Here is a 13,211-nt window from a genome sequence, read left to right as displayed (position 1 = left end):
CCGGCTGGCCCTTCGATTTAGACGATTGGATCATCATGTCCGTTAATCCTGCTAGCGTCACCAACCCGCCTGCGCAGTTTCCCGAGGACTTTGTCTTTGGCGGCGCCACTGCTGCCTACCAGGTAGAGGGCGAGACCCGCACTCACGGTAAGGGCAAGGTTGCCTGGGACGATTTTCTGGAGGCCCAGGGGCGCTTTTCCCCCGATCCCGCTTCGGACTTCTACAACCAGTACCCCGTCGATCTGGAGCTGTGCGAGGAGTTCGGCATCAACGGCATCCGCCTCTCCATCGCCTGGAGCCGCATCTTCCCCAACGGCACCGGCGAGATCAACCCCGAGGGCGTTCAGTTCTATCACGACCTTTTCGCCGAATGTCACAAGCATCACGTTGAGCCGTTTGTCACGCTGCATCACTTTGACACGCCGCTTCCCCTCTTTGAGAAGGGCGACTTCCTCAACCGCGAGACCATCGACGCCTTTGTGGACTTTGCCACCTTCTGCTTTAAGGAGTACGCCGACCAGGTGACATACTGGTTCACCTTTAACGAGATCTGGGCCGATGCCTCCAACACCTACATCGAGGGCACCTTCCCCGGTGGCGTCAAGGCGCATCTTGCCGAGGCCTTCCAGTGCGAGCACAACATGATGCTCGCCCACGCCAAGGCAGTACTGGCCTTCCACAACGGCGGTTTTAAGGGCAAGATCGGCGTCATTCAGTCGCTGGAGTTTAAGTACCCGCTCAACGAGAACGACCCCGCCGACATCAAGGCCGCCAACAACGAGCACGTGCTGCAGAACCAGTTCTTGCTCGACGCCACCTTCCGCGGCGACTATGCTCCCGACACCCTCGAGTGCGCCAACCGCCTGGCGGCCATCTCGGGCGGCACCATCGAGATCCTGGACGAGGACCTCGAAATTATGCGCGAGGCAGCGCTCTACAACGACTACCTGGGTGTCAACAACTACCAGTGCCGTTTTTTGAAGGCTTACGACGGCGAGAACGACCTGCACCACAACGGTACGGGCGAGAAGGGCACCGGCCGCTGGCGCGTCAAGGGTATTGGCGAGCATGTGAACAAGCCTGGCATCCCCACCACCGACTGGGACTGGATTATCTATCCCGAGGGTCTGTTCGATCTGCTCGTCTACATTAAGCAGCGCTACCCCAACTACAAGCAGATCTTCATTACCGAAAACGGCATGGGCTACAAGGACCCCTACAAAGACGGCTTTGTGGACGACCAGCCGCGCATCGACTACATCGAGCAGCACCTGCGCTGGCTGCTCAAGGCCATGGAGGTGGGCGTCAACGTGGGTGGCTACTTCCTGTGGAGCCTGCAGGACCAGTTCTCCTGGACCAATGGCTACAACAAGCGCTATGGCTTCTTCTACGTTGACTTTGAGACCCAGAAGCGCACGCCCAAGGCAAGCGCCTACTGGTATAAGCACGTGGCGCAGACCCGTCGTCTGGACTAGTGGCTTGCGACTAGCGGGATTGCCCCGCTCACACAACCTGTCCCCATTTCTCAGCCGGGGGCGGCACGTCACACGGCGCGCTGCCCCCGGCCTTTTTGTGCGGTTCGGGGTCTGTTTGTCTCAATCTGTAACATCTAGCCGAGTTTTTGGGTCCTAGCTGTTACAGATTGAGACGAACAGGATTACTCTTTCCGAAGAATCTAAATCTGTAACACGTAGCCCGCTTTTGACCGTCTACCTGTTACAAATCGAGACAAACGGAGTAGGACCTAACCCCGTATGTCCCTAACAGTCGAGCGTTCGACCAGCGTACTCGGCACATGAATCGCCTCGATAGACGAGCTCTCTCCAATCGCCGCCTCAAACGCAAGCTTACCGACACCGCGCAAATCAAATCGCAGCGTCGTCAGCCGATTGTGAGGAACAAGTCCCTCGAGTGCGTCGTCGATACCAACCACGCTAACGTCGTCGGGCACGGACAGGCCCGCGTTCTCGAGCGCGGCGATAACGCCCAGCGCCATCTGGTCATTTGCCGCAAGCACGGCAGTCGGCGCCTGCGACCCGCCGGCAAGCACCTCGGCCGCAATCCGCTCGCCCATGGCGTACCCACTGTCCGCACTCCAATCGCCACGCAGCATCGGAGCGGCATCGACATGAGCACGACCCAGCGTATCGCGCCAACCGGCCTCACGAAAACGCGAGGAAATCGAGTTTTCCGGACCCGCCACAAACCGCATATTCGAGTGACCATGTTCCAGCAGATAATTGGTCAACAGCTCGCACGAACCATACTGGTCGGAGTCGATCGTCGTGCAGCGCGGATGCGCATACATGGACAGGATGACCGTTCGCACTCCCGGCTGGGGAACAAACTCCTCAAAATCGGGAGCCATGCGGTTCATGTTGAGAATCATGCCGTCGACGGGTCGCTCGACCATGCGGCGCGAGGCATCGGCAAGTGTATAGGGCTTGTCGCCGCCCATCTCGATCATAGTGACGGCAAAATCGTGCTCGCGCGCCGCTTGCATGATACCCTCGAGCGTCGCCAGGTTACCGACACGTGTGATGTTGTACATGCACAGGCCAATAGAACGATACGACCCGCCGCGCAACGCCGCTCCAGCAAAATTGGGACGAAAGCCCAGCTCTTCCATGGCGGCCAGCACACGCTTGCGCGTCTTTTCCGTCACGTTAGGCATACCGTTGACCACGCGAGACACAGTCTGGCGGCTCACGCCAGCGAGCGCCGCAACCTCTGCCGCGCTCGCCGAATGACCATTCCTTGTTTGCTGAGCCATGCCTTCCACGCTAACCTGCTTCCCAACTATTCCCCGCGCCCATGGCGCATCGTACATACATTGATAACGTGCTCATGATACCCGAGCCATATACCACAACATGAAAACTTCTGTCAATCAAAACCGCTTACCGAACAAATACAACCGTTCGCGGCTGTTTGAAGTTGTTTTGTTTCTATACATCCCAGCCGGATGTTAACGTGCTCATTGTCAAATGTTCACGTGCTCATTTTGGTTCTAATCATTTTAAGATAGTGTTTATCGGGCTTTTTCACCGCTGAACGCTAACCAGGGAGCCTCCTGAGCGCAAACGCACAATATCGAACAGCAAGACGAGAGGGTGTATGCATATGTCTTTGCTAAACCGCGTACAGCAGCTGCCGAAGGGCTTTGTTTGGGGCGCCGCAACCGCCGCGTACCAAACGGAAGGTTCCACGAAGGTGGCAGGCAAGGGTAAGACCATGTGGGACGATTACCTTGTCGCCCAGGGTCGCTTTTTGCCCGACCCGGCCAGTGATTTCTACAACCGCTACGAGGAGGATATCCGCCTTTCTGCCGAGCATGGACTCAACGCCATCCGTGTGTCCATCGCCTGGACCCGCATCTTCCCCAACGGCGACGATGCCGAGCCCCTCGCCGAGGGCGTTAAGCACTACCACGAGCTGTTCGCCTGCTGCAAAAAGTATGGCGTCGAGCCCTATGTGTCCCTGCATCACTTTGACTCCCCCGCCGCCCTGTTCAACCAGGGCGACTGGCTCAACCGCAAGACCGTCAACGCCTATGTGCGCTATGCCGAGTTCTGCTTCCGCGAGTTCCGCGAGGTCAAGAATTGGTTCACCATCAACGAGCTCATCAGCCTCTCGCACTCCCAATACATCCAAGGCAACTTCCCGCCCAACCATCACTTTGATGTGACGAGCGGCATCCAGAGCCAGCACAACGAGCTCGTTGCCCACGCCCGCGCCGTCAACCTGTATAAGGATCTTGACGAGACCGAGCACCTGGGCGGACGCATTGGCATGGTCAACGTCCTGACGCCGGCATATCCTGCCACAGACTCGCCCGCCGACCAGCACGCCGCTGACCTGTACAACGCCTTCTACACCGACTTCATCATGGACGGCGCCTTCCTGGGTCACTACTCCGCGCGCACCCTCTCACTCATCAACGAGATTCTGCGTGCCAACAACGCCACGCTTACGGTTGAGGACAGCGACATGGAGGAGCTCGCCAAGGCGGCGCCCCGCAACGATATGTTCGGCCTCAACTACTATCAGTCGGCGTTTATCGCCGCCTACGATGGCGAGTCCACCAACAGCTTTAACGGCACCGGAGACAAGGGCACCTCGTGCTTTAAGTTTAAGGGCGTCGGGCAGCAGGTCGATATGCCGGGTATCCCCACCACCGACTGGGATTGGCTCATCTACCCGCAAGGCCTCTACGACACGCTCAAGCACATCAGCGCCACCTATCCCAACCTCCCCGTCATCTATATCACCGAAAACGGCCTGGGCCACAAGGACCCCGAGCCCGACGCAAACGGCATCGTCGCCGATCCCGAGCGCATCGACTTTGTCGACCAGCACATGGAGAAGGTGCTCCGGGCGCGCGCCGAGGGCGTCGACGTCCAGGGCTACTTTATCTGGAGCCTGCAGGACCAGTTCTCGTGGGCCAACGGCTATAACAAGCGCTACGGCCTGTTCTACATCGACTTCGACACGCAAAAACGCTACATCAAGCAGTCGGCACTCTGGTACAAGGAGCTCGCCGACACTATGGCGGACGCGCAGTAGCGCATCGCCTCGCTTTCCCCCGAGAGGGGAGCGGCCCTATGCGATACAAACCCAGCCGCTCCCCTCTCTCCCCCTGGGACCGACCCCGCCTGCACCCGGGCTTTTAGCAAGCGGGAGACCATATAGGTTTTCAACGTCCATGCCATTAAGATTTCATGCAAAGAGGAGCGTGAACTATGGAATCGATCGTTAAGTTCTTGGAGAAAGGTCAGCCGTACTTCGACAAGGTCTCTAAGAACATCTACCTTCAGGCCATTAAAGACGGCTTTTTGGCAGCAATGCCCATCATCCTGTCTTCTTCTGTCTTCCTGCTTATTTCGACCCTGCCGGGCGTTGTCGCCACGGTCGGCGGCTTTACGCTGCCCGACTGGTGGAACGTCGACGTCGTGAACTTCTGCAACAAGGTTTACAACTTCACGATGGGCGTCGTGGGCATCATGGTCGCCGGCACCACCGCAAGCGCGCTGACCGGCTCCAAGAACCGCCGCATGCCTGCCGGCAAGGCCATCAACGCCACGAGCACCATGGTCGCCGCCATGTGCGCTATGCTCATCTTGGCCGTTACCCAGACGAGTGCCAAGATCGACGGCGCCGATGTCTCGGTGTTCTTTACCGACAACATGGGCACCAAGGGCCTACTGAGCTCCTTTGTCGCCGCATTTGCCACGGTCAACATCTATGCCTTCTGCATTAAGCGAGACATCACCATCAAGCTGCCCAAAGAAGTCCCCGGCGCCATCGCCCAGAACTTCCGCGACATCTTCGCCTTCAGCTTCTCCATCCTGTTTGTCGCCGTCATCGACGTTATCTGCCGCACCTGCTTGGCCGTCCCGTTTGCCAACGTCATCTCCACGCTGGTGAGCCCGCTGTTCGCCGCTGCCGATTCCTACGCCGGCCTCGCCCTCATCTGGTTCATGATCCCGCTGTTCTGGTTCATGGGCATCCACGGCCCCTCGGTCGTTAAGCCTGCCCTCAACGCCGCGCTGTTTGGCAACATCACCACCAACCTCGCCACGCTGCAGGCCGGCGGTCACCCCGCCCTCGCCCTGACCGAGAACTTCGGTAACTACATCGGCGAACTCGGCGGCACCGGCGCCACGTTCATTGTCCCGATCATCTTCCTGCTCTTTATGCGCTCCAAGCAGCTCAAGGCCGTCGGCAAAGCCTCTGTCGTACCCGTGATGTTCGCCGTCAACGAACCGCTGCTGTTCGCCGCGCCCATCATCCTCAACCCGTACTTCCTGATCCCGTTCCTGTTTGCCCCCGTGGCCAACGTCCTCATTGGTAAGTTCTTCATCGACTTTTTGGGCATGAACGGCTTTATCTATGCCATGCCGTGGGCACTCCCCGGACCGATCGGCACCTTCATCGACACCAACTTCCAGCCGATCTCTCTGGTCCTGGTTGTCGTCCTGCTGGTCGTTGACTTCTTAATCTACTACCCGTTCTGCAAGGCCTACGACAACGTCCTGTGCAAGCAGGAGGCCGAGACCCTGGCCGAAGAAGAGGCCGAGGAGACCAAGGCCGTCAAGACCGCTGCCGCCCCCGCCGTTGAGGCTCCTGTTGTCGAGACCGCTTCTGCCACTGAGGCCTCCGCAGCTCCGTCCGCCCTTAAGGGCAAGGATCTGAGGGTTCTGGTTCTGTGCGCTGGCGCCGGCACCTCTGCACTGCTCGCCAACGCGCTTAAGGAAGGCGCCGACGAGCTGGGCATCGACATTACCGCCAACGCCGGTGCCTACGGCAGCCACTACGCCATCATGGACCAGTACAACGTCATCGTCCTGGCTCCGCAGGTTCGCACCTATTACAACGAGATGAAGGCCGACACCGACCGCCTGGGCATCACGCTGCTGTCGCCCAAGGGCAAACAGTACATCGACCTCACTAAGGATCCCAAGGGTGCCGTCGCCTGGATCGAGGAAAACCTCGAGGCATAAGACGCTGACGCCACCTGCCGCTCGCAGAAAAAAAATGGCCCGTGCATCGATGCGTGATGCGCGGGCCATTTTGTTTAGACCGCACCCGTCCTCCTGTTCATCTTAATCTGTAACATCTAGCCGAGTTTTTGGGTCCCAGCTGTTACAGATCGAGGTGAACGCACAGGCCAAGCCAAAAATCTCAATCTGTAACATGTAGACCGCTTTTGACCGCTTAGATGTTACAGATCGAGACAAACGGAATAGGCCGAGCACGTCTACGCCCGCAAGTCCTTTACGCTGGAACGCTCGACCAGCACACCCGAGACAAGCGTACGGCTTCTGGAGCTCGGGGCTTCCAGACCTGCGACGACCTCATTAAGCGCACGGACGCCCAGCTCGCGGTGGCGGAACTTCACCGACGTCAGAATCGAGTTGGGAATCGTCTTGTAGAGCTCATCGTCGAAGCCGATCACGGACACGTCGTCGGGCACACTGAGCCCTTTGTCACGTAAAGCCATCATCACGCCGTTTGCCATGCAGTCGTTAGCCGCAAGGACCGCCGTGCAATCGGGTTTATCGGCAAGCACAAGGCCCGCAGCATAGCCACTATCCGCATTCCAATCGCCTTGCAGAGGCTCGGGCGGCTCAATGCCACGCGTCTCGAGTGCCGCACGCCAACCTTTCATACGGCACTGGCTCGACAGCGACTCTTTCTTACCAGAGACGAAGTACACATTCTTGTGTCCGCGATTCAAGAAGTACTCGCATGCCATGCGCGCGCCGCCCTCTTGGTCGTCACTGACGGTAGAGCAGGTAGGATGTTCCATCGACGTGATAATCACCGTCTTGAGGTCTTTCGGCGCCTCAAAGGTATCAAAGTCATCGATCATCTGGCGCAGGTTGAAAATCATGCCGTCGACGGGAAGCTGCGACATCCTACGTGCCGCTTCGGCAAGGGTCATCTTCTCCCCCGCCCGCTTTTTAATCATCGTGAGCGCAAAGCCTCGCTCTGCGGCGGCATCGGCGATACCGTCAATCATGTCCACGTTGCCGCCCGACAAGTGGAACAGCACCACGCCGATGCACCCGTAACGGCCCAACTTGAGTGAACGCGCGGCAAAGTTCGCCCGGAACCCAAGCGCTTCCATGGCAGCATGGACCCTATCGCGTGTCGACTCTCGCACGCTATCGGGCTCGTTGATCACACGCGACACCGTCTTGAGAGAAACGCCCGCGGCAATCGCCACATCGTTCATCGAGACATTTTTCTTGTCCATCGTTGCCACTGCTTCTCCACTCGGTTCTCTATCGCTTGCTTTTTGCGTTCTAGCATACACTACCTGCCCGACTGACAAATCAACCGTTTATCGGACGATATCGACCGTTCACCTGTAAATCCTTGTTGCTCTTCGAAAAATGTCTTACGTTGTCATTAACGAAATGACAACGTTGTCATTTCGCAATGCCTTCCTTGAGCAGGAAGGTTTCCGGGCAGTCCTGACCATCCATCGACGACCAGTTCCATCCACATGCATCGCGCATCAAGTAGCAAAGGAGCTTTATGGACGCCATCGTAAAGATGCTCGAAAAGCATCAACCGTTCTTCGAGAAGATCTCGAGGAACATCTACCTCCAGGCCATCAAAGACGGATTCCTTGGGTGCATGCCCATCGTCCTTACCTCTTCGATCTTTCTGCTGATCGCCACCCTTCCCGGCGTAGTTGGAATCACGTTGCCCCAGCCGCTCATCGACTGGTGCAACAAGCTGTACAACTTCACCATGGGCGTCATGGGCATCATGGTTGCCGGCACCACCGCCAAGAACTTTACGGCTTCCATGAACCGTCGCATGCCCGCCGGCAAGGTGCTCAACGACGGCTCCACCATGGTTGCCGCCCAGTGCAGCATGCTGCTGCTCGCTGTTACGCAGTTCACCACCAAGTTCAACGGCTCCGAGCTTTCTGTCTTCGATTGCACCAGCATGGGTACGCGCGGTCTGTTCTCGGCCTATATCGCCGCGTTCATTACCGTGTGGGTCTATAAGTTCTGCGTCTCGCGCGATCTGACCATTAAGCTGCCCAAGGAGGTTCCGGGCGCCATCGCCCAGAACTTCCGCGACATCATCCCCTTTGGCGGCGCTGTCATCATCTGCGGCATCATCGATGTTGTCGTGCGCAACCTCATGGGCGTTCCGTTCTCCGAGCTGCTCATCAAGCTGCTCTCCCCGCTCTTTACCGCTGCAGAAACCTATCCTGGCCTTATCCTTATCCAGGCAGCCACCGCGTTCTTCTGGTTCATCGGCGTCCACGGTCCCTCGATCGTCCAGCCGGGCATCGACCCCATCCGTCTTGCCAACCAGGCCGAGAACCTGCAGGTTCTGCTGGCAGGCGGCCACCCCGCCCACTCCCTCACCTTTAACATGTCGCTCGTGGGTGAGTTCGGCGGCACCGGCGCCACGTTCATCGTGCCGCTTCTGCTGATTCTCTTTATGAAGTCCAAGCAGCTCAAAGCCGTCGGTAAGGCCTCGATTGTTCCTGTTGCCTTCGCCGTCAACGAACCGCTGCTCTTTGGCGCGCCGATGATCCTTAACCCCTACATGCTCGTCCCCTTTGTTGCCGCCGGCTGCGTCAACGTAAGTGTTGCCAAGTTCTTTATCGATAACGTGGGCATGAACGGCTTCTCCTTCGTGGTGCCTTGGGCCACCCCTGCCCCCATCGGCATCTTCATCACCACGAACTTCCAGCTTATCGCCCTGGTGTTTGTCGCGATCATCATCTTGCTGGACGCCATCATCTACCTGCCGTTCTTGAAGGCATACGATAAACTGCTCTGTGACCAGGAGGCCGAGCGCGCCGCCGAGCTGGGTCTCGAGTCCAATGGCGCCGCTTCCGTCGCCGCCAACGCCTCTACGCCCGCTGCCGAGCAGGCCACCGCTTCCGTCGAGACGACCGTTGCCGCCGCCGACAGCAAGCCTGTCGCCGATCAGCCCGAGCCCGCTGCCGATGCATCCGCCAAGAAGGATGTCGATGGCCTGAAGGTCCTCGTCCTGTGCGCCGGCGCCGGCACCTCTGCCATGCTTGCCAACGCCATCAAGGAAGGTGCCGCACAGACCGGAGAGAACATCGCTTCCTCTGCCGGTGCTTATGGCCAGCACACTGCCATCATGGATCAGTACGACGTCATCGTGCTCGCCCCGCAGGTTCGTAGCTACTACAACGACATGAAGGCCGACACCGATCGTCTGGGCATTAAGCTGCTCGCCCCGCGCGGCAAGGAATATATCGACCTTACCCGCGACCCCGCCGGCGCCATCAAGTGGCTCCGCGAGAACCTCGACTAGTTCCTCCCTCTGTTGGTGCCCGGATCCCCAGTTCGGGCACCTCTCCCTATTCGTATCCCACAGAAAGGATGACTTATGAACAACCCCATGCAGTTCCCCGACGGCTTTGTGTTTGGCGGCGCCACCGCCGCTTACCAGGTTGAGGGCGAGACCCGCACGCACGGCAAGGGCAAAGTGCCCTGGGACGATTTCCTGGCAGCTCAGGGTCGCTTCTCCCCCGATCCTGCAAGCGACTTCTACAACAAATATCCGGTCGATATCGATTTGTGCCAGCGCTTTGGCATTAACGGCATTCGCGTCTCCATCGCTTGGAGCCGCATCTTCCCCAGTGGCACTGGTGAGATTAACCCCGAGGGTGTCGCTTTCTATCACGAGCTTTTCGCCACCTGCAACAAAGCTGGCGTTATCCCCTATGTCACGCTCGATCACTTCGATACGCCCGAGGCCTTTTACCAGAACGGCGGCGAGGGTTTCCTGACGCGCGCGACGATCGACGCCTTCGTCGAGTACGCCAAGTTCTGCTTTGCCGAGTTCACCGAGGTCAAGCACTGGTTCACGTTTAACGAGATTCCCGCAACCGCCGAGGGCAGCTTTATCGTCGGCAACTGGCCGCACGGCGAGAAGTACCGCCTGGACAAGGCCTTCCAGCTCATGCACAACATGATGGTGGCCCACGCCAAGGCTGTCGTCGCCTTCCATGAGGGCGGCTTTGAGGGCGAGATCGGCATTGTCCAGAACCTGGAGCCCAAGTATCCCCTCGATCCCAACAGCGCTGCCGACTGCGAGGCGGCTCGTATGGCCGACGTCATCAACAACCGCTGGGTACTCGACGCCACCTTCCGCGGCCACTATGCAGCCGACACCATGGAGGCCGCGACCAAGCTGGCCCATATCGCCGGCGGCGAGCTCGACGTCCGCGACGAGGACATCGCCGCGCTGACCGCCGCGCTCCCCTACAACGATTGCCTGGGCGTCAACACCTACAAGTGTCAGTTCCTGCGTGCCGCCGAGGGCGAAAACGACATCAACCACAATGGCACCGGCGACAAGGGCTCCTCGCGCTGGTTCCTCAAGGGCGTGGGCGAGTCATGCGTGCGCGAAGGCGTACCCACCACCGATTGGGACTGGATCATCTATCCCGAGGGCCTCTACGACCTGCTGCTCCGCATTAAAAACGATTACCCCAACTACAAGAAGATCTACATCACCGAGAACGGCATGGGCTATAAGGACGACTTCGAGGATGGCTTTATCGACGACGCCCCTCGTATCGACTACATGCGTCAGCATCTCGCGTGGATCCTCAAGGCAATCGACGGCGGCGTGAACGTCGACGGTTACTTTGTGTGGTCGCTGCAGGACCAGTTCTCCTGGACCAACGGCTACAACAAGCGCTACGGCCTGTTCTACATCGACTTTGAGACCCAGAAGCGCTATCCCAAGGCGAGCGCGTACTGGTACAAGAACGTCGCGGAGACCGGCCTGCTCATGGCCTAACTTTTGCCGCATACTCCCTGTCGGCCGCATGCGAATCCCTCCACGGGTTCGCATGCGGCCTTTTTTGTTTTGGCTCGACCCGAGCAGGCCGTTTGTCTCGATCTGTAACATCTAGTCGAGTATTTCGGCCCTACCTGTTACAGATCAAGACAAACGAGCGGCCCGAACTTGAAGATCTCGATCTGTAACACGTAACCGAGTATTCCGGCCCTAGCTGTTACAGATCAAGACAAACAGAACGCCCGAGCAGAAATATCTCAATCTGTAACACGTAGCCCACTTTCGACCGTCTACCTGTTACAGATCAAGACAATAAGATAGTCAAATCCAAACTTTCCAAGCAGTTATGAAGCATGGTTTCTAGTTTTCGGTATCACGAACATACTTTCGGTATCATTTAATGGTATTATGATATCGAAAGTATGTTCGTGATACCGAAAGGAGCCGCATGCGCCAGTTCGATTACACCACAGTCCCAGCGGAACTCGAAGCAACTCCAATCACCAACCTCCTCCTCTCGATACGCGAGCATAAAGGCCGACAGCTTGCTCTGAGTCAAGTCAAACCCGAGCTTCTATCGTCCCTAATGGAGGAGGCTAAGATCCAAAGCACCCGATCCTCCAACGGACTTGAAGGAATTGTTACCACCCAAAAAAGACTCAAAGCGATCATGGCGTATTCCGCCAAGCCAAGCTCCCGCGCAGAGGAAGAAATCGCTGGATACCGAGATGTGCTGTCGCTTATTCACGAGCAACACGATTCCATTCCCATAACGCCATCGGTCATTCTGCAGTTGCATCGTGACCTCATGGCGCACACGGCAATCTCGTATGGAGGCCATTGGAAGGATAGCGATAACGAAATCGTCTCCATTGACGATCAAGGTAATCGATTTGTGCGCTTTAGGCCCCCTTCGGCTCTAGCAACCCCGGGACTTATTAAAGAAGCCTGCCAGTCCCTCAACGATGCTTTATCTCGCCAAGTTTGCGATCCCCTCCTTATATCGCTCCGCTTTATCTTCGATTTTGTCAGTATTCATCCCTTCAACGATGGCAATGGCAGGATGAGCCGGCTCCTTACAACGCTGCTGCTCGAAAAGACTGGATACGACGTTGCGCGTTACATCAGCATCGAACGACTTATTGAAGACAACAAAGCGCTTTACTACAACGCCCTCGCTGCAAGCTCCACTGGATGGAATGAAAATCAAAACACCGAAGCACCCTTTATCCGTTTCATGCTCGGAACAACCCTGGCCGCCTACCGACAGCTCGAACAGCGTACCTTAATTGAATCAAGCACTCGTCCCATGTCGAAGCAAGCGCGCATCGCCGTTCTATTTCAACAGAGACCCGGCGTCATTAAGAAATCAGACATCCGATCCAACTGCCCCGATATCAGCGAGGTTACCGTTAAACGAACCCTCAGTCAGCTTGTTAGTTGCAGCGCAATCGAAAAAACAGGGGCGGGTCGTTCGACGGGCTACATACTCAAAGACGTCCATGCTCTAGAACTATTCTTGCAATCCACAATACCCGATAGCGAGGCCGCAATAACAAAAGAGGCCCCAAAGGATAAGCTCCTTGAACGTGTAAGCCACGCCGAGGATGAAAGCAGAGAGGGGCTCTATGAAGACTACGATTCATTCTCAAGGGACATAAAGACGAAATACGGAGTCTAGTCATATCCCAGAATAGCCTCATCCTTGTTGCCCAAAATTATTTGCGCGTCATTTTAAAGCGGTACCCCTGCGCCGGCTGGGGGGTGTTCCTATAGTTTTGTCAACCGTCGGGGCTACTCCCGGTAGGGCACCCGGTCGCGCATCACGGCGTATATCGCCCTGAGCCGCTTCCTCGCGACGGCCTTGAGCGCCCGCCCGTGCCCCATGC

At 57.5% G+C, this 13,211-nt stretch carries 8 protein-coding genes; 6 read left to right on the top strand and 2 right to left on the bottom strand.

Features of this window, described 5'->3' with window-relative positions:
- Positions 1–35 precede the first annotated feature (35 nt).
- Positions 36–1,475 (top strand): 6-phospho-beta-galactosidase, encoded by a 1,440-nt coding sequence (lacG, locus tag AAAX36_RS07505; protein WP_117758688.1) that lies wholly within the window; start codon positions 36–38, stop codon positions 1,473–1,475.
- A 269-nt stretch (positions 1,476–1,744) separates the two neighbouring features.
- Here the strand turns inward: lacG (AAAX36_RS07505) and AAAX36_RS07500 are convergent, their stop codons facing one another.
- Positions 1,745–2,773 (bottom strand): substrate-binding domain-containing protein, encoded by a 1,029-nt coding sequence (locus AAAX36_RS07500; RefSeq protein WP_055310566.1) that lies wholly within the window; start codon positions 2,771–2,773, stop codon positions 1,745–1,747.
- A gap of 344 nt (positions 2,774–3,117) precedes the next feature.
- Between AAAX36_RS07500 and lacG (AAAX36_RS07495) the strand changes: the two genes are divergently transcribed.
- Together lacG (AAAX36_RS07495) and AAAX36_RS07490 are read left to right on the top strand one after the other, a co-directional pair.
- Positions 3,118–4,566: a 6-phospho-beta-galactosidase gene (gene lacG, locus AAAX36_RS07495; RefSeq protein WP_349074918.1), complete on the top strand. Its 1,449-nt coding sequence runs from the start codon at positions 3,118–3,120 to the stop codon at positions 4,564–4,566.
- Between the two features lie 176 nt (positions 4,567–4,742).
- Positions 4,743–6,503 (top strand): PTS lactose transporter subunit IIBC, encoded by a 1,761-nt coding sequence (locus AAAX36_RS07490; RefSeq protein WP_022094682.1) that lies wholly within the window; start codon positions 4,743–4,745, stop codon positions 6,501–6,503.
- A 257-nt stretch (positions 6,504–6,760) separates the two neighbouring features.
- On the opposite strand, the gene AAAX36_RS07485 is transcribed toward AAAX36_RS07490, so the two are convergent.
- Positions 6,761–7,762 carry a LacI family DNA-binding transcriptional regulator gene (locus tag AAAX36_RS07485; protein ID WP_346964012.1) on the bottom strand — a complete coding sequence of 334 codons (1,002 nt, stop codon included), beginning with the start codon at positions 7,760–7,762 and terminating at the stop codon, positions 6,761–6,763.
- A gap of 284 nt (positions 7,763–8,046) precedes the next feature.
- On the opposite strand from AAAX36_RS07485, the gene AAAX36_RS07480 reads away from it, so the two are divergent.
- From AAAX36_RS07480 to AAAX36_RS07470, 3 genes are all read left to right on the top strand, one after another.
- Complete coding sequence (locus AAAX36_RS07480) at positions 8,047–9,825, top strand: PTS lactose transporter subunit IIBC (protein WP_349074916.1); 1,779 nt, start codon at positions 8,047–8,049, stop codon at positions 9,823–9,825.
- A 75-nt stretch (positions 9,826–9,900) separates the two neighbouring features.
- The gene (gene lacG, locus AAAX36_RS07475; protein WP_349074914.1) at positions 9,901–11,322 is read left to right on the top strand and encodes a 6-phospho-beta-galactosidase; all 1,422 of its coding nucleotides are present in this window, start codon (positions 9,901–9,903) and stop codon (positions 11,320–11,322) included.
- 448 nt (positions 11,323–11,770) lie between these two features.
- A complete protein-coding gene (locus tag AAAX36_RS07470; RefSeq protein WP_349074913.1) occupies positions 11,771–13,003 on the top strand; it encodes a Fic family protein in 1,233 nt (410 codons plus the stop codon).
- Positions 13,004–13,211 lie beyond the last annotated feature (208 nt).

Origin of the sequence: Collinsella sp. CLA-ER-H10 (genome assembly GCF_040092475.1) — a bacterium.
GTDB lineage: Bacteria > Actinomycetota > Coriobacteriia > Coriobacteriales > Coriobacteriaceae > Collinsella.
This window is presented reverse-complemented; position numbering and strand designations above follow the sequence as displayed.